The 17,443-nt window shown below is 56.9% G+C and carries 18 protein-coding genes; 7 read left to right on the top strand and 11 right to left on the bottom strand.

The genetic code is table 11. The features are described 5' to 3' along the window. Positions 1 to 101 precede the first annotated feature (101 nt). Complete coding sequence (typA, locus tag JQR90_RS18365) at positions 102 to 1,922, top strand: translational GTPase TypA (protein WP_026004159.1); 1,821 nt, start codon at positions 102 to 104, stop codon at positions 1,920 to 1,922. Between the two features lie 118 nt (positions 1,923 to 2,040). Here typA and JQR90_RS18360 read toward each other — a convergent pair whose 3' ends face one another. The 8 genes from JQR90_RS18360 to JQR90_RS18325 form a co-directional block, all read right to left on the bottom strand. After that, positions 2,041 to 2,805, bottom strand: coding sequence for a TerC family protein (locus tag JQR90_RS18360; RefSeq protein WP_010796125.1), 765 nt, complete (start codon positions 2,803 to 2,805; stop codon positions 2,041 to 2,043). Between the two features lie 87 nt (positions 2,806 to 2,892). Beyond that, the gene (locus tag JQR90_RS18355; RefSeq protein ID WP_010796124.1) at positions 2,893 to 4,230 is read right to left on the bottom strand and encodes a CitMHS family transporter; all 1,338 of its coding nucleotides are present in this window, start codon (positions 4,228 to 4,230) and stop codon (positions 2,893 to 2,895) included. Between the two features lie 225 nt (positions 4,231 to 4,455). Further along, positions 4,456 to 5,382: an AEC family transporter gene (locus JQR90_RS18350; protein WP_019367304.1), complete on the bottom strand. Its 927-nt coding sequence runs from the start codon at positions 5,380 to 5,382 to the stop codon at positions 4,456 to 4,458. Positions 5,383 to 5,483: 101 nt separating this feature from the next. Continuing rightward, positions 5,484 to 7,460 carry a DUF4105 domain-containing protein gene (locus tag JQR90_RS18345; RefSeq protein ID WP_167670395.1) on the bottom strand — a complete coding sequence of 659 codons (1,977 nt, stop codon included), beginning with the start codon at positions 7,458 to 7,460 and terminating at the stop codon, positions 5,484 to 5,486. A gap of 23 nt (positions 7,461 to 7,483) precedes the next feature. Continuing rightward, complete coding sequence (locus JQR90_RS18340) at positions 7,484 to 7,804, bottom strand: DUF2388 domain-containing protein (protein ID WP_010796121.1); 321 nt, start codon at positions 7,802 to 7,804, stop codon at positions 7,484 to 7,486. Between the two features lie 32 nt (positions 7,805 to 7,836). Continuing rightward, positions 7,837 to 8,127, bottom strand: coding sequence for a DUF2388 domain-containing protein (locus tag JQR90_RS18335; protein ID WP_372238900.1), 291 nt, complete (start codon positions 8,125 to 8,127; stop codon positions 7,837 to 7,839). A 95-nt stretch (positions 8,128 to 8,222) separates the two neighbouring features. After that, complete coding sequence (locus tag JQR90_RS18330; RefSeq protein WP_010796119.1) at positions 8,223 to 8,540, bottom strand: DUF2388 domain-containing protein; 318 nt, start codon at positions 8,538 to 8,540, stop codon at positions 8,223 to 8,225. A gap of 47 nt (positions 8,541 to 8,587) precedes the next feature. Beyond that, positions 8,588 to 8,827 carry a DUF1127 domain-containing protein gene (locus tag JQR90_RS18325; RefSeq protein WP_010796118.1) on the bottom strand — a complete coding sequence of 80 codons (240 nt, stop codon included), beginning with the start codon at positions 8,825 to 8,827 and terminating at the stop codon, positions 8,588 to 8,590. A gap of 290 nt (positions 8,828 to 9,117) precedes the next feature. On the opposite strand from JQR90_RS18325, the gene argC reads away from it, so the two are divergent. Next, a complete protein-coding gene (argC, locus tag JQR90_RS18320; protein WP_010796117.1) occupies positions 9,118 to 10,071 on the top strand; it encodes an N-acetyl-gamma-glutamyl-phosphate reductase in 954 nt (317 codons plus the stop codon). A gap of 45 nt (positions 10,072 to 10,116) precedes the next feature. On the opposite strand, the gene JQR90_RS18315 is transcribed toward argC, so the two are convergent. Further along, on the bottom strand, positions 10,117 to 11,430 hold the full coding sequence (locus JQR90_RS18315; protein ID WP_010796116.1) for an NAD(P)/FAD-dependent oxidoreductase: 1,314 nt from the start codon (positions 11,428 to 11,430) through the stop codon (positions 10,117 to 10,119). 84 nt (positions 11,431 to 11,514) lie between these two features. Further along, positions 11,515 to 12,003 carry an AsnC family transcriptional regulator gene (locus JQR90_RS18310; protein ID WP_010796115.1) on the bottom strand — a complete coding sequence of 163 codons (489 nt, stop codon included), beginning with the start codon at positions 12,001 to 12,003 and terminating at the stop codon, positions 11,515 to 11,517. Between the two features lie 157 nt (positions 12,004 to 12,160). Between JQR90_RS18310 and dadA the strand changes: the two genes are divergently transcribed. The 5 genes from dadA (at position 12,161) to JQR90_RS18285 (ending at position 16,104) form a co-directional block, all read left to right on the top strand. Beyond that, a complete protein-coding gene (gene dadA / locus JQR90_RS18305) occupies positions 12,161 to 13,459 on the top strand; it encodes a D-amino acid dehydrogenase (protein ID WP_239383419.1) in 1,299 nt (432 codons plus the stop codon). Continuing rightward, a complete protein-coding gene (locus JQR90_RS18300) occupies positions 13,434 to 13,787 on the top strand; it encodes a RidA family protein (protein ID WP_010796113.1) in 354 nt (117 codons plus the stop codon). Before dadA ends, JQR90_RS18300 begins: the two co-directional genes overlap by 26 nt. 84 nt (positions 13,788 to 13,871) lie before the next feature. Further along, positions 13,872 to 14,948 carry an alanine racemase gene (gene alr / locus JQR90_RS18295; RefSeq protein WP_073449789.1) on the top strand — a complete coding sequence of 359 codons (1,077 nt, stop codon included), beginning with the start codon at positions 13,872 to 13,874 and terminating at the stop codon, positions 14,946 to 14,948. Between the two features lie 152 nt (positions 14,949 to 15,100). Beyond that, positions 15,101 to 15,655, top strand: coding sequence for a cupin domain-containing protein (locus JQR90_RS18290; protein WP_010796111.1), 555 nt, complete (start codon positions 15,101 to 15,103; stop codon positions 15,653 to 15,655). Between the two features lie 20 nt (positions 15,656 to 15,675). Further along, on the top strand, positions 15,676 to 16,104 hold the full coding sequence (locus JQR90_RS18285; RefSeq protein WP_010796110.1) for a c-type cytochrome: 429 nt from the start codon (positions 15,676 to 15,678) through the stop codon (positions 16,102 to 16,104). Between the two features lie 50 nt (positions 16,105 to 16,154). Here the strand turns inward: JQR90_RS18285 and metK are convergent, their stop codons facing one another. After that, positions 16,155 to 17,345 carry a methionine adenosyltransferase gene (metK, locus tag JQR90_RS18280; RefSeq protein ID WP_010796109.1) on the bottom strand — a complete coding sequence of 397 codons (1,191 nt, stop codon included), beginning with the start codon at positions 17,343 to 17,345 and terminating at the stop codon, positions 16,155 to 16,157. Positions 17,346 to 17,443: the final 98 nt, after the last annotated feature.

The raw sequence follows: 17,443 nt of genomic DNA, 5'->3' as shown, positions 1-17,443 counted from the left end.
TAAATGCCCTTTGGGCTTGAATGAATTTTGCTGAATGTCGTGTCGGGCTTGCTGTGATCAGCCGCTGCGGCCCGGCTCAACTTGATAACGAGACTGAAAAAGTGATCGAGAATCTTCGTAATATCGCCATCATCGCCCACGTTGACCATGGCAAGACCACGCTAGTAGACAAGCTGCTGAAGCTGTCCGGTACGCTGGACCGCAAGGAAGCCGAAGGCGAGCGCGTCATGGACTCCAACGACCAGGAAAGAGAGCGTGGTATTACCATCCTGGCCAAGAACACGGCGATCAAGTGGAACGGCTATAACATCAACATCGTGGATACACCCGGTCACGCTGACTTCGGCGGTGAAGTAGAGCGTGTAATGTCGATGGTTGACTCCGTACTGCTGGTTGTGGACGCGCAAGACGGCCCCATGCCTCAGACCCGTTTCGTGACCCAGAAGGCGTTCAAGGCGGGCCTGCGTCCGATCGTGATCGTGAACAAGATCGACCGTCCGGGCGCGCGTCCAGATTGGGTTATCGACCAGATCTTCGACCTGTTCGACAACCTGGGCGCCACTGATGAGCAGCTGGATTTCCCGATCGTCTACGCCAGCGCCCTGAACGGCATCGCCGGCATGGACTACGAGAAGATGGACGACAATATGGATGCCGTGTTCCAGGCCATCATTGACCACGTACCGGCTCCCCAGGTCGACGTAAACGGCCCGTTCCAGATGCAGATCTCCCAGCTGGACTACAGCAGCTTCCTTGGTGTGATCGGCATTGGCCGTATCGCACGCGGTACCATCAAGGCCAACACTCCGGTAACCGCTATCGGTGCCGATGGCAAGAAGCGTAACGGCCGCATTCTGAAGATCATGGGTCACCACGGTCTGCAGCGTGTCGAGGTTCCTGAGGCGCAGGCCGGTGACATCGTTTGCGTCAGCGGCATGGACGAGCTGTTCATTTCCGATACCCTGTGTGACCAGCAGACCGTCGAGGCGCTGCCTCCGCTGACCGTTGACCAGCCGACCGTTTCGATGACCTTCCAGGTCAATGACTCGCCGTTCGCTGGCAAAGAAGGCAAGTTCGTGACCAGCCGTAACATCAAGGACCGTCTGGACAAGGAGCTGCTGCACAACGTGGCACTGCGTGTTGAGCAGGGCGAATCTCCTGAGAAGTTCAAGGTCTCTGGCCGTGGTGAGCTGCACCTGTCCGTATTGATCGAGAACATGCGCCGTGAAGGCTTCGAACTGGCGGTAGGTCGTCCAGAGGTGGTGATCATCGAGAACGAAAACGGCGAGAAGCAGGAGCCGTACGAGAACGTCACCATCGACATCGAAGAGCAGCACCAGGGTCCCGTGATGGAGCAAATGGGGCTGCGTAAGGGCGATCTGAGCAACATGATCCCTGACGGAAAAGGCCGTGTTCGTCTGGAGTACACCATTCCGGCACGTGGTCTGATCGGCTTCCGTAACAACTTCCTGACTCTGACCTCGGGTACTGGCATCCTTACCTCGACCTTCAGCCACTATGGTCCGATCAAGGCTGGCGAAGTGACTAACCGTCAGAACGGTGTGCTGGTGTCCATGGCTACCGGTACTGCACTGACGTACTCGCTGGAAACTCTGCAGAGCCGCGGCAAGCTGTTCCTCGCGCCTGGCGATGAAATCTATGAAGGCCAGCTGTGCGGTATCAACAGCCGTGACAATGACCTCGTGCTGAACCCCACCAAGGGCAAGAAGCTCGATAACATGCGTGCTTCCGGCAAGGACGAGGTTATCGCCCTGGTTCCGCCAATCAAGTTCACCCTTGAACAGGCCCTGGAATTCATCGCTGAAGATGAGTTGGTTGAAGTAACCCCGAAGTCGATTCGTCTGCGCAAGAAGCTGCTCAACGAAAACGATCGTAAGCGTTACGAGCGCAGCAAGGTGTAATAACCCGACCGCGCGACTGAAAAGCCCACTCGCTGAAAGGCGGGTGGGCTTTTTTATGCCTGGTGAAAGGAAGCCATAAAAAAGCCCCGGTAAACCGGGGCTTTCACTGCCGTAGGGCTTACGGCGTATTCTTACGCAGTTTCACAGGATGCCCTTGCTGGGCCTTCTTGCGGGCGGCTGCGGTACGCATGCGGATATTGATGGCTTCCACTGCCAGCGAGAACGCCATGGCGAAGTAGACATAGCCCTTGGGTACGTGAATCTCAAAACTCTCAGCGATCAGCACAGTACCTACTACGATCAGGAAGGACAGTGCGAGCATCTTCAGGCTAGGGTGCTTGTCGATGAAGCTGCTGATACCACCCGCTGCCAGCATCATCACCAGTACTGCAACAATGATCGCCGCAACCATCACTGGTACATGTTGCACCATACCCACTGCCGTAATGACCGAGTCCAGCGAGAACACGATGTCGATGATCGCGATCTGGACGATGGTAGAGATAAAGCTGCCGCCCTTGCCCTTGGGCTCGTCGCTTTCTTCCTCTTCACCTTCCAGGCCGTGATAGATCTCGGTACTGCTCTTGTACAGGAGGAACAGGCCACCAAAGAACAGAATGAGGTCGCGCCCGGAGATGCCTTGGCCAAACACATGGAACAGATCGGCCGTCAGGCGCATCACCCAAGTGATCGAGAGCAACAGCAGGATCCGTGTCACCATGGCCAGTGCCAGGCCGAAGAAACGTGTGCGTGGTTGCATCGCCTTGGGCATACGGCTCACCAGGATCGAGATCATGATGATGTTGTCGATACCCAATACGATTTCTAGGGCCGTCAGGGTAAAGAAAGCCACCCAGATTTCCGGGCTTGTCAGCCACTCCATTCCAATTCCTCTTCATTAACGTCGGTACGACGAGTACCGAAAACAAACCGACAAAACTAATCAGGTAAATGTGAAAATTTCGTTAGTTCAGGCACCACTGAACAGCGGAAACACACCTAGTAACAAAGCTGTTACCAGCATAGCCAGACATGTCACGACTGCCCACTTCAAAGTAAAGCGTTGATGATCGCCAAACTCTACTTTAGCCAAACCCACCAGCAGGTAGGTCGAAGGTACCAATGGGCTTAGGAGATGCACCGGTTGGCCTACGATGGACGCACGGGCAATTTCCACTGGAGCGATACCGTAGTGACCAGCTGCTTCGGCCAATACGGGCAGTACGCCAAAGTAGAACGCATCGTTGGAGATGAAAAAGGTAAACGGCATGCTTACTAGCGCAGTGATGACGGCCATATACGGGCCAAGCGCTTCCGGAATAACGGCCAAAAGGCTTTTGGACATAGCGTCCACCATGCCGGTGCCTGATAGGATGCCTGTGAAGATCCCGGCGGCGAAAATCAGTGAAACTACCGCAAGAACATTTTCCGCATGAGCGGCAACACGCTGTTTTTGCAGATCGATATTGCGGTAGTTGATAGTCATGGCGATGCCGAAGGCAATCATGAATAGCACTGGCATGGGTAGAATGCCTTTGACCAGCGCTGCCATTAGGGCCAGGGTCAGAAGGCCGTTGAACCAGCGCAGATGAGGACGGCGGGCTTCTTCGCACTGAGAAACGGTAACCTTGGCACCTTCGCTTTCATGGATTTCCAGAATGCCCAGGCGCGCCCGTTCACGGCGTCCATAGAGATAGGCGAGGACAAACAGCCAGGCAATGCTGGCCAACATGGCAGGAATCATCGGGACAAAAACATCTGCCGGGTCTACGTGCAGCGCACTGGCTGCGCGTGCCGTCGGGCCACCCCAAGGCGTAAGGTTCATGACGCCACTGGACAGCAGCATCAGGCACGTCATGATCAGCGGATTCATACCCAGACGCTTGTACAGCGGGAACATGGCTGCCACGCAGATCATGTAAGTCGTCGAACCGTCACCGTCGAGCGATACCACCAGGGTCAGGAAGACCGTACCGATGGCAACTTTGAGCGGGTCGCCCTTTACCAGTTTCAGAATCCAGCGAACTGCCGGATCGAACAGGCCGGTATCAATCATGATAGCGAAATAGAGGATGGCGAACAGCAGCATCACGCCAGTAGGCGCCAGTGTGCGCAATCCATCCAGCATCATGGGACCGAGCGAATTGAGCTGGATATGCCCAAGACTGGCAAAGTGATTACCCAACGCCCATGCCAGTACGGCAAAGAGAATCGGGACCATAGTAAGCGCAATGAGAGGGGTGAGCCGCTTGGTCATGATCAGGAACATGAAGGTCACGACCATGGCGAAGCCAAGGAATGTCAGCATGGAAAACTCCAACGGTTACGCGTGAAAGGTGAAGAAACGACCGAAGCGCGATTCAGGGCTCACGAGTAGCGTATGGAGAGGCATGGAGCGGCGGGGGCCACTGCTGGGGACAAGCGAATCATGGAGTTAATCCTTTGTTTTTGTTAGTACCGCAGGTGCACGTCATGGCATTGCCATAAGTGGGCCATTAACCCTTTGGATAATTGATCCTAACCGGGCAAGCTTTCATGAACCTTGCGGGAGGCTGCCCCCCAGCAGCGAAATCACCAGTGGTAATGTGAACGCAGCCACAAGTGTCTGCAATGTGATCACACCTGCCATGAGCGCGCTGTCCCCACCCAGCTGGCGGGTCAATGCATAAGCGGTCGGTGCGGTAGGCAGCGAGAAAAACAGAACGAGCAGAAGCCTCTCATGAGGTGGCAGGCCTAGAAGGTAAGCGATCAACCCTGCCAGGAGAGGGCATGCCAGCAGGCGGAACAGTGTCATGGTGCCAATGGCTCGCCATTCGCCGGCGATCTGTTGAAGTTTCAGGGCGGCGCCTACGCAGAAAAGTCCTAGAGGCAGGCTGGTTGCTGCCAGAAGCCCCAGTAGCCGATCCGTGCCAAAGGGCAGTCCCCATCCCAGCAGATTCACCAACGCGCCTGCTGCGCAGGCCAGAATAAGGGGATTGCGTAGGACGGGTAATAACAACTCACCCAAGCGAGCGCCGCGCTCGGCTTTCAGTGCCCAAACCGACATGACATTTACGGTAGGCACCATCAGGGCCAGCAGTAACGCAGCCTGTCCCAGGCCCGATTTGCCCAACAGACTGCCTACGGTTGCTAGCCCCAGGTAGGTATTGAAGCGCAGGGTGCCCTGGGCAATGACGCCGAATCGCTCGGCGGGCCAGTGGTAAAAACGTCTAGCAAGCAACAGGGCAATCCATAAAGCACCCAGCCCCGTCAGGGCCGCCAGCGCCAGATGCGCCAGAGCGGGGTCATCAAGTGGTGCTGTAGCGAGATTGTTGAACAGAAGCGATGGAAAAAGAATGAAGTAATTGAGTCGGTCCGCTGCGGGCCAGAACGCGTCGCCAGGAAAGCCTTTTTGGCGCATCCAATATCCCGCCACGATGAGGGCGAACAGCGGCCAGAGAGCAAGAAGGATGGTAGTCACAAAGGGCGCAGCCAGTTGGTTTCTTATCGTTATAGATCAAGGCACGGACAATATTAGCAGTTCCCAGTACCTGTGAATGACGCGAAAAATAGGGAGCTGCCTCATGGCAGCTCCAGTCCTCCCGAAGCCTTGTGCAGGGTTCTTAAGTGATCACCCAGCTGTTTGAGGTTGGCTTCGGTGTCGTCAAGACCTCGCTGTATCTGGCTATCTAATAGCGTGCGGACTTCCGTGTTGAGGGTTTCGCGTAAGCTGAGCAGGTGGGTTTGGCGTCGTTGACTTTCAGCCGTCAATTTATCCCATTCGCCTGGCTGTGGAAGCCCATAGCCACCGGCTCCCAAAAGCTCCGAAGGTCGGCTGAGATAACCGCTATCGGCTAGCAGTTGTTGTAATGCCTCGCCCGCCTTGCTGAAGCGAGCCTTCTCCTGAGCGCCATTCTGGCCCAGGTAGCGATCCTTGAGCTCATTCTGGGCGCGGAGCAGCTCGCGTCTGAGCGCCGCCTGTTCCAATAACAGCAACGCGGCACTGGCACGCAGGTCGGCTCGGTCGAACCATTCGCGGCGCTGCCGTGGCTCCAGCTCAAGCCAGTCTTCGACTTTCTGCTGAGGTAGGTTAAGCCGATCACGAGCAACCTTGAACATGGATTGGAAGCGGTCCCGGAAGGAGTCGAATCGATAACCCAGGCGCAAGGCTTCACGTTGATCGTTTAATACGGAGGTATCGGCGACACCCTCTATTCGCAGGGCGTCCAGCAAGCCGATTGGCGTAATGCTGTCGAGCGGAGTCTGTTGCAGACGCGGCACGCTGTCATGCAGGAGCTTGAAGGTCTCGACGGCACAGTTATTAGAGACAAAGTAATAATGCCCGTCATAACCCCAGTGGGTTTGAGCGGTCCGCTCCAGGAGATCGGCGATTTCCTGACGGCTGAGTTTGAGCGGAACGGATTGCAAGCCGCGCAGCTCGATCTTGGTGTATTCCTCGACTACCTGAGCCAGCGGAAGCACGAACAACCGGGAAGGATAGGAACCGGTCAAGCCATCCCAATTGGAGATCTGTACATCGTTGACGAAGGCCCGGAACGACAGCACAAGATGCTCCTGCAAGTCCAGGCGACAGTCGGGGCCACGCGGACGTCCGGGGGCGCACACGACGAGACGCAGCATGCTGTGTCCCCAGCGGCTCATGACATGCTCGTTACCCTCGGCGAACAGATAGTCCACCTCGTAGACGCGCTCAGGATCAAGCCAGCCTAGCGGGGTCTTGCCAAAGTCACTGCCCGCGTTCAGATAGGGTAGTTTGCTGGAGCAGGTATCATGAGGGGGAGACCAACCAAAGTGCTCGGTGAAATAGCGCGCCAGGGCCGGGCGACGGCAAGCGTAGCTGGGATCCAGCAGGAAGTACTCCATGTTCACTGCTACGAACTCACGAGGGTTGGTTACCTCGTAGATATCGGGGCTGCGTGCAATGAAGTTGTTGCGACTCTCGCGAGCGCCATGCTTTTTGACCTTGACCTGCCAGCCAGCCAGATCCAGCAGGCGGGGATCATCGGACAAGGTATAGCGGCGACCGGCCTGACCCTGGCAATGGATAGGAAGGTCAGCAGATTTGGTCGAGGAGGCCAGGGTGCTACAGGCGATTATTTCCTTGCGCTCAGCTGGAGTCCAGGCCCGCTCCCGGTCATAAAAATGAGTAAGCTCATGCAGAACGGTCGCCAGCATTTCTTCTCGCTGGGTGCCATGGGGGCGACCGGTTTGAATATGAGCATCGCTGCCGTCAGTCAATGCCGGTAGCAGGCGCTCATTGAGCAGCAGGGTACGACGGTCTGCACGACCGTATGCCTGCGGCTCAAGGTCCTGGCTCCAGCGGACGGAGATATCCTCATCTAATGCTTGCTTGAAGCGGGGAGGCAGCTTGCCTAGTGCCTCGTTGAGTAACTGCTGGGTGGCCTGGGCCTGCTCTGGCGACAATGAGTGATCGTCCAGATGCAGGTTCAACGCCGCGTGAGCGTTACCGGCCCCTAGCCAGGCGATAAACGCGGTGCAGAGAAGGCTTGGTCTGGCGAGGCGGCCGAGCTTTCCCAGGAGCGCTCGGCGAAGGGCAGGTTTCACAGTGCAAGGATCGCCTGGGCAAGTTCGGTATCACTGGCCTGGCGTGCTTCCGGCAGACGCTCACGCAGGGTCATGAAGGCCGCTTCCAATTGAGCGCCTCGGATGTCTCCATCGGATGCAACGAAGCTGGCCGCATCGCCACGGGCTTCCTGCACCACTTTCATGTCACGGATGGAGGTCGTGGTATCGGAAGTGAAATCGATACTGCGATCCAGCGCACGCACGATGATGTTGCTGGTCGCCACAACGGTATGAGCGTGCGCGGCGCTGGACGTACCCAAAACTAGCGCGGCTGCAAGAAATAAGGAACGACGCATGGAAAATCTCCTGAACGGAACGGTAAAGCAGCTTATTGAGCGAGGATGGCCTCAGCCAGTTCCTCATCGCTGGCGGTCAGCGTTGGATTATGTGAACGCAGCCAACGTAAGGCGGATTCAAGCTCAACGCTACGCTGAGCCCCGCCGCTGGCAACAAATAATGCCGCATCGTCACGTGCATCACGTACTACTTTGTTATCGAACGGAGCGGACGTCACCTTGCTGGTGACATAGAGGCTGCGAACAATAAATCCTGTAGTGGGATCGAACGCGAAGGCGGGCGTGGTCGTAACGGCAATGCCTAGAATGAACAGATAACGCAGGCGCATAGGCAGGTAGGGTAACTCTTTCAAGAAAAACTACAGGCCAAGGCTAACGGAACGGCACCGCTGACACCAGCGGTGCCGTTCCGATGGACTTACAACGTGAGAATGGCCTGGGCCAGCTGAGCGTCGCTTGCCTCGAGCTGCGGTTGCAGGGCACGGATACGATCCAGGGCCGCTTCCAGGCGTACGCCGCGAATGCCGCCTTCGGTAGCCACAAAACTGGCGGCATCGTCACGTGCAGCCAGGACGATCTTGTCGTCACGAATGGAATGGGTGATACCGGATGTGGCGTCGGACGTCGCATCAATGGCGTCGACGATCATGTCGGTGGTCACAAAGAAACTGGATGCTGACGCAGCAGTAGACAGGCTGAGCAGGGCAGCAGCGCCCAGCAGGTGCAAACGGGTCATGAATCTCTCCTGAACAATAAGGCGCGGTATGTACCGTCCTTACAAGACTAGCGCCAGAACGGCTTGTTCAGCTCGCATTGTTGCTCAGTTTTGGTCAGACCGATGTCCGCTAGTTCACGGTCGTTCAAAAAAGCCAGCTGTCTTCGCGTTTTGGCGTTCTGCTGCCATTTCTGCAGCATACAGTAGACGGCGCGTAATACACCCAGGGCACAGCGTGCCAGCCAATGACAACCATGAACAGACAAATGGATTGATCTGAGAGAAGGCAGCGCAGATAGATCTCGCATGGCAATATCCAGGTTCAGGACGGCATTTTACTGTGGCTTCAACCACCAGTGTTCTCCAGACACAACATGTTGAAATGAAGGAGGTACAGCCTCGTGACGCAGCCTGCTGTACCGGTAAAAAGCTCACCCGGCAGGGCAATGAAGCGTGCTGATCCGATCATCAGGCCGATAACTGTTTGGCAATAGGGCTGCGTCAAACAGTAGGGTCTGGCTACAATGCATGTTCCATTGCGGCTGTTAGGTCCGTTTCATACAACGCCTGGCCGGCGCGTTTTGCATGAGGGCAAGTCATGACGTTCAAAGTATTCGTTGACGGGCAGGAAGGCACCACAGGGTTGCGTCTGCTCGATTATCTGTCCGGCCGCGATGACATCGAGCTGCTACGTATCGCCGATGACAAGCGTAAGGATCCAGCCGAGCGTGCTCGTTTCCTCAACGCAGCGGATGTAGCCTTTCTGTGTCTGCCCGATGCTGCGTCTCGCGAAGCCGTGGCGCTGGTAGATAACCCCAACACCTGCATCATCGATGCAAGCACGGCGTTTCGTACCGATAGCAGCTGGACCTATGGCCTGCCTGAGCTGGCCGCTGGACAGCGTGAAAAAATCCGTACCAGCAAGCGCATTGCCAATCCCGGCTGCCACGCCACGGCATTTATCCTGCTGGTTCGCCCTCTGGTGGAGGCTGGCCTTCTACCGCCTGATTATCCACTGTCGGCTTTTTCCCTCACGGGGTACAGCGGTGGTGGCAAGAAGATGATTGCCGATTACGAGGCTGGGAATGAGCCCAAGCTGGCCAGTCCACGGCCATACGGCATGACCCAGGGGCATAAGCACCTCCCTGAGATGCAGGTGCAGAGTCGTATTGATGAGGCGCCCGTATTCAGTCCAATTGTGGGCAGTTTCCTGAAGGGGCTTGCCGTGACGATTCCTCTGCATGTCAAGCACCTGGCCCAAGGCGCCAATGCCGAGGCGATCCAGGCGGCATACGCCAGGCATTACGCGGGCGAGCAGTTCATTCGCGTCATGCCGGTTGAGGATGCCGGCAATCTTGGCGAGGGATTCTTCGATGTACAGGGCTGCAACGATACCAACCGCGCCGACCTGTTCGTGTTCGGAAATGAGGAGCGTCTGACCCTGGTGGCTCGTCTGGATAATCTAGGCAAAGGGGCTGCAGGCGCAGCGGTTCAATGCATGAACATCCACATTGGCGCAGACGAAGCAACCAGCCTGAACACTGGTCTGTAAACGCTTTGTGTTCAAAAAGCCGCGCCGGGTAACTGCCGCGGCTTTTTAGTGGAAGGCATCTTTCAGGCGATACCAGAGCATACCCAAGGCAAGCAGAGGAGAGCGGAAGCGTTGCCCTCCTGGAAACGTGGCGTGAGGAACGCTGTTGAACAGGTCGAACCCTTTCGACTGGGCAGCAATGGCTTCCGCGAGCAAATGGCCTGCCAGGTGCGTGGCGTTCAGCCCATGGCCGGCATAAGCCTGGGCATAAAAAACGTTGGGATGATCCTTGAGACGGCCGATTTGTGGAAGTCGGTTGGCCCCGATTCCAATCATGCCGCCCCACTGAAAATCGATGGTGACCCGATCGAGTTGAGGAAACACCTTCAGCATTTTGGGGCGCATGTAGCCTGCTATGTCTTTCGGGTCACGGCCTGAATAGTGGCAGGCGCCTCCGAACAACAATCGGCGATCACGTGAGAGTCGAAAATAATCGACAGTAATCTGCTGATCGCACGCGGCTCGATTATGGGGCAGGATTTCCTCGGCCAACGCTTCGGGAAGTGGCTCAGTTGCAATGATGTAGCTGCCTGCCGGAAGCACCTTCCCGGAGAGAGCCGGTTCCAGATCCTTGAGATAGGCGTTGCAACAGAGGACCAGCGTTTCGGCTCGCACCTGACCTCGCGCAGTATGAACGCATACTTCCGACCCATACTCGATGTGAGTGACCGCAGATTGCTCATACAGACGCACCCCCAGTGACTGGGCGGCGGCTGCCTCGCCCAAGGCAAGGTTCAACGGGTGCAGGTGACCGGAGCCGGAGTCTATGAGCGCACCCAGGTAGCGCTCCGAACCCACTACGGAGCGGATTCTGTCGCGCGCAACGAGCTGAACCGCATGGGGATAGCCTAGTTGATGCAACTCCTCCAGTTCGGCCTTGAAGTCTTCCAGGTGACGCGGTTTCAGGGCCAGGTCGCAGTAACCCCAGGTAAGGTCGCATTCGATGCCGTAGCGCTCGATACGTTGGCGTACCAGGTTTACCGCTTCAAACCCCATCTGCTTGAATGCCTGTACGCCCTCATCCCCAACGACTGGGCGAAACTGCTCGACATCATGGCCAACGCCTCGGATCAGCTGTCCGCCGTTACGCCCGCTAGCACCCCAGCCGATCCGGTGGGCCTCTAGCAGCACAACCGAATACCCACGTTCTGCTAGCTCAATAGCCGTATTGAGCCCGGAGAACCCGCCACCTACTACGCAGACATCTGCCCGAATCTCACCCTTGATCGGGGCGAACTGCAGCGCTCGGTTAACCGTTGCCGCGTAGTAAGACGAAGCATGTGCGTGTGGGTCAGTGGATGAATGGGTCGTTGCATCCATGAAAGACAATCCTGGCGAAGCGTTGAGGTCGGACAATAAACGTTTGTAGGCGCCTGCGCCAAGCCAGGGAAGTGCAGACCTGGCTCAGTCCGGTACGGGAAGCGTCAGGGACTCCTTGACCTCTTCCATCACGATATAGCTCTTCGACTCCCGCACATGGGGCAGTTTGAGCAGGATGTCACCCAAAAGCTTACGATAGGACGCCATCTCTGAAATGCGCGCCTTGACCAGATAGTCGAATGCGCCGGAAACCAGATGACACTCTAGAACGTGAGGCAGCTTCAGGACGGAGCGGCGGAACTCCTCAAAGATATCACCCGATTTATAATCTAGACTGATCTCGACGAAGACCAGCAGGCTGGCCTTGAGATGCTGCGGATTCAGGCGCGCCGAGTAGCCCAGTATCACGCCTTCCCGCTCCAGCCGGCGTACCCGCTCCGTGCAGGGTGTCGTGGACAGGCCGACTCGCTCGCCCAGCTCGGTGAACGAGATGCGGCCGTCCTCCTGCAGGATACGCAGGATGTTACGATCGATCTTGTCGAGCTCGCGTCTCGCTTGGTGCTGGGTTCGCATACCTAGGCGTCTCCAAAAATAGTGTCTTAACCGAAGAATTACACCAAATATAGCCTTTCATTTAGTGAATACCACTGCTTAAGGCTTTTTATACTTTTCATATCTGCCTCAGATTTTATGAAACGTAGGCGATTCTTCGCGGCGAGGAGACACAGTTATGCGAGTACTGGTGCTTGGCAGTGGTGTAATCGGTACCGTCAGTGCCTATTACCTGGCGCGGGCCGGTTTTGAAGTGGTGGTGGTGGACCGCCAGGAAGGCCCTGCGCTGGAAACCAGCTTTGCCAACGCAGGTCAGGTATCTCCTGGCTATGCCTCGCCGTGGGCGGCTCCTGGCGTGCCCCTCAAGGCCATCAAATGGCTGGTGACTCAGCATGCGCCTCTGGCAATCAGGCCGACCGGCGATATTCATCAGTACCTCTGGATGGCTCAGATGCTGCGCAACTGCACGGCCGAGCGCTATGCGATCAACAAGGAGCGCATGGTGCGGTTGTCCGAGTACAGTCGCGACTGTCTGGATGAGCTGCGTGCCGAAACGGGTATTGCCTACGAAGGACGCCAGTTAGGGACGACTCAGGTATTCCGAACGCAGCAGCAGGTCGATGCCGCTGCCAAGGATATCGCTGTGCTGGAACGTTCCGGCGTACCCTATGAGTTGCTGGATCGCGACGGTATCGCCCGCGCCGAGCCTGCGCTCGCCCATGTCAAGGACAAGCTGGCTGGTGCGCTGCGGTTGCCGAATGACCAGACAGGTGACTGCTTCCTCTTTACCAATCGCCTCGCCGAGCTGGCGCGTCAGTTGGGTGTGGAATTCCGCTTTGGTCAGAAGATCGAACGGCTCGAAGCGGTAGGAGATCGTCTCAATGGCGTCTGGATTGACGGTCAGCTGGTAACAGCCGATCACTATGTCCTGGCATTGGGTAGCTACTCACCTCAGCTGTTGGCACCCATTGGCATCAAGGCACCGGTATACCCGCTCAAGGGGTATTCGCTTACCGTGCCGATCACCAATGGCGATATGGCCCCTACGTCCACGATTCTGGATGAAACCTACAAAGTGGCGCTGACGCGTTTCGATAACCGTATCCGTGTAGGTGGCATGGCGGAAATATCGGGTTATGACCTTTCGCTTAACCCCCGCCGCCGCGAGACCCTGGAGATGATCGTAAACGACCTGTACCCGCAGGGAGGGGATCTGCAGGCGGCAACTTTCTGGACTGGACTACGGCCCACCACACCGGATGGTACTCCGATCGTAGGCGCTACCCGTTATCGCAACCTGTTTCTGAACACCGGTCACGGTACACTGGGCTGGACCATGGCCTGCGGCTCCGGACGTTTCCTGGCCGATGTCATCGGTAGGAAACGTCCACAGATCAGCGCCGAAGGCCTTGATATTTCTCGCTACAGCGACTCCAAGGAGACCCGTAAGAATGGCCATCCAGCGCCTGCACACTAATCGCCGCATGAGTGAAATCGTTGTTCATAACGGTACTGTTTATCTGGCCGGTCAGGTCGGTGAAGACCTGAACTCCGGTGTGGAACAACAAACTCGTGAGACCTTGGCCAACATCGAGCGTCTACTCAAGGAAGCCGGTACGGATACCCACCATATTCTGTCCGTTACGGTTTATCTGAAAGATATCGACGCCCACTTTGCCGGCATGAACAGTGTCTGGGACGAATGGCTGCCTGAAGGTGTAGCGCCTGCCCGGGCAACTGTGGAAGCCAAACTCTGTGAACCGGAAATTCTGGTCGAAATGAGCGTGGTGGCTGCGCTACCGTAAATAAAGAACCAAAGAGCCCGGCGCCTGCCGGGTTTTTTATACGTCCTGTCTTTTCATTACCCGCCTGTTTTCTGAGAGATAACCATGCGCCCCGCCCGTGCCTTGATCGACCTTAACGCCTTACGCCAGAACTATCGGCTTGCTCGTGAACTCAGTAACGGGGCAAGGGCGCTGGCTGTTGTCAAGGCGGATGCCTACGGACATGGTGCTGTTCGATGTGCGCAGGCACTGATGAATGAGGCGGATGGTTTCGCGGTTGCCTGTATCGAAGAAGCGTTGGAGCTGCGCGAAGCCGGTATCAAGGCACCGATACTTCTGCTGGAAGGATTTTTCGAAGCCAGCGAGCTGGAATTGATCGCTCGCCACAATCTGTGGTGCGTCATCCATTCGCCCTGGCAAATCGAGGCGCTTGAACGTACCGCTCTATCAGGGCTTATCCGTGTCTGGCTGAAGCTGGACTCCGGCATGCACCGGGTAGGGTTCTTTCCTGAGGATTACGCAGCAGCCTATAAGCGGATCAAGGCGACAGGCAAGGTTGACGAGGTTGTGAAAATGACGCACTTCGCCCGTGCCGATGAGCTGGATTGCTCAGCCACTATCGGTCAGCTCAAGACCTTTCAGCGGGCTACGGCCGGCCTGGAAGGCGCAACCAGTCTGCGGAACTCGCCTGCCGTGCTCGGTTGGCCAGAAGTGCCCAGTGACTGGGTTCGCCCTGGCATCATGCTGTACGGTGCTACGCCGTTTGAAACCGAACAGCCTGTGGCCGATCAGCTGCAGCCGGTCATGACACTGGAGTCGCGGATCATCAGTGTGCGTGAGCTACCGCCTGGTGAGCCGGTTGGGTATGGCGCACGCTTTGTTACCCGCCAGCCCTCCCGTATTGGTGTAGTCGCCATGGGCTACGCGGATGGTTATCCACGTCATGCGCCTGATGGCGCTCCTGTCATGATTGATGGCCACGCCTCTCGTCTTGTCGGTCGCGTATCGATGGACATGCTGACGGTTGATCTCACGGACCTGCCGCAGGCGGGGGTGGGAAGTCAGGTAGAGCTTTGGGGTAGGCAAGTATCCGCCAGTCAGCTGGCCGGTCTCTGTGGCTCGATCCCCTATCAGCTGTTTTGCAACCTGAAACGGGTTCCACGCCAATACATGGGTGAATAACCGTTAAAGCACCGCGCTCGTCGGGTTGCGCAGGATTTTCCATCGTTCTGTTGTAAATACTGAACGCTGTTGCCATGATACGGCGCGCCCGGCGCTCTGCGGCGCCTGCCGTTCACCTCTGCCTGTCTGTCATGAGAAGGAGGACACCCCCCTTGGACGTCGGTGCTCGTCTACAAACCATTCGCAAACTCAAAGGTCTCTCACAACGTGAACTCGCCAAGCGGGCCGGTGTGACGAACAGCACCATCTCGATGATCGAGAAGAACAGTGTCAGTCCTTCCATCAGCTCGTTGAAAAAAGTCCTGAGCGGCATTCCCATGTCCCTGGTGGAGTTCTTTTCCATGGATCTGGCGGACGAGTCCGCTACTCAAGTGGTATACAAGGCCAGCGAGCTGATCGACATTTCCAGTGGCGCCAATACCGTCAGTATGCGGTTGATCGGCAAGGCACATCCCAGCCGCGCCATTGCCTTTCTCGACGAGACCTACCCGCCAGGCTCCGACACTGGCATGGATATGCTGGCTCATGAGGGGGAGGAAGCAGGACTGCTGATTGAAGGCCGTCTGGAGCTTACGGTTGGTGGGGAAACCTACCTGCTGGAATCAGGCGATAGTTATTATTTTGAAAGCAGCCGCCCGCATCGCTTCCGTAATCCATTCGATGAGCCGGCGCGTTTGATCAGCGCCACGACTCCGGCCAACTTCTAGCAGTGCTTAAAAGACTGGGTATGAACGCCCGAGACATCCTGGTATATGCCTTTATGCTGTTGATCTGGACGTTCTCTGCACAGGCCGAACAGGTAGACAGAGACGCCCTGGAGAAGCGGCTGGCGCCGGTGGGCAAGGTTTGTATTCAAGGACAGGACTGCCTTGCAGAGTCCGGTAAGGGAAGCCATGAGCAAAAGCCTGCCGGAAAAGATCCCGCTCAGGTCATCGACCGCAGTTGCAGAAGTTGCCACGCCAGTGGGCTCCTGGGAGCGCCCAAAATAGGTGACAAAGCCAGCTGGGAGGTTCTGGCGAGCCAGAAAGGGGGAATGGATGGCCTGCTGCGCAACGCCATCAAAGGTGTAAACGCCATGCCGCCCAAAGGTGCCTGTTCTGACTGTACGAACGATGATCTACGCCGTGCAATCCAGATGATGTCCGGCCTCGAATAGGCACAAGAGAAACCCCACACCAGGTGGGGTTTCTCTTGTCGGTTGTAGCCTTACAGGCCAGCCGCCGCGCGCAGCGCTTCAGCCTTGTCTGTCTTCTCCCAGGTGAATGCAGTGAAGGTATCTTCACCTACAGTCATCTCATAGGGAGTACGGCCGAAGTGGCCGTAAGCCGCTGTAGCACGATACATCGGGTGCAGCAGATCAAGCATTTTGGTGATTGCGTAGGGACGCAGGTCGAAATGCTCGCGAACCAGCTGAATGATCTTCTCGTCGCTCACCTTGCCAGTGCCAAAGGTGTTGATCGAGATGGACGTCGGTTGAGCCACGCCAATGGCGTAGGACACCTGAATCTCGCAGCGGTCAGCCAGGCCGGCGGCCACGATGTTCTTGGCAACATAACGACCCGCGTATGCTGCGGAACGGTCAACCTTGGACGGGTCCTTGCCGGAGAACGCGCCGCCGCCATGACGGGCCATGCCGCCGTAGGTGTCCACAATGATCTTGCGGCCGGTCAGGCCACAGTCACCCACCGGGCCGCCAATGATGAACTGGCCAGTCGGGTTGATGTGAAACTTGGTGTCCTTGTGCAGCAGTTCAGCCGGAATGACGTGCTTGATGATCAGCTCCATCACAGCTTCCTGCAGGTCGGTGTGCTTGACCTCGGGGTTGTGCTGGGTAGACAGGACGATTGCGTCGATACCTACAACCTTGTTGCCATCGTAACGGCAGGTCACCTGGGACTTGGCATCCGGACGCAGCCAAGGTAGCAGGCCTGACTTGCGAGCTTCGGCCTGGCGCTCGACCAGTGCGTGGGAGAAGCGGATCGGAGCAGGCATCAGCACGTCGGTTTCGTTACAGGCATAACCGAACATCAGGCCCTGATCACCTGCACCCTGGTCTTCCGGCTTGCTGCGGTCAACGCCTTGGGCAATGTCCACGGACTGCTTGCCGATAATGTTGACAATACCGCAGGTAGCGCCATCAAAACCGACATCGGAGCTGTTGTAACCGATATCGACGATGACATCGCGAACCAGCTGCTCAAGGTCTACCCAGGCGGAGGTGGTCACTTCACCGGCAACAATGGCCACACCGGTCTTGACCAGCGTTTCACAGGCTACACGGGCGTGTTTGTCTTCTGCGATGATGGCGTCGAGCACCGCATCGGAGATCTGGTCGGCGATTTTATCCGGATGTCCTTCAGACACGGACTCGGAGGTAAACAGGGAGTATTCGCTCATCTAACGGTTCCTATATACCGGTGGGTGAGGCGGCCCGAAGGCCATGTCTAAAACAGTCACTCTTGCGGATTGGACAGACAAGCTGCCAACCCTATGCA

Origin of the sequence: Pseudomonas sp. JZ114, from assembly GCF_051027705.1 — a bacterium.
Lineage (GTDB): Bacteria > Pseudomonadota > Gammaproteobacteria > Pseudomonadales > Pseudomonadaceae > Chryseomonas > Chryseomonas luteola.
Note: the sequence above shows the minus strand (reverse complement) of the source record. Positions and strands in the feature narration are given on the sequence as shown.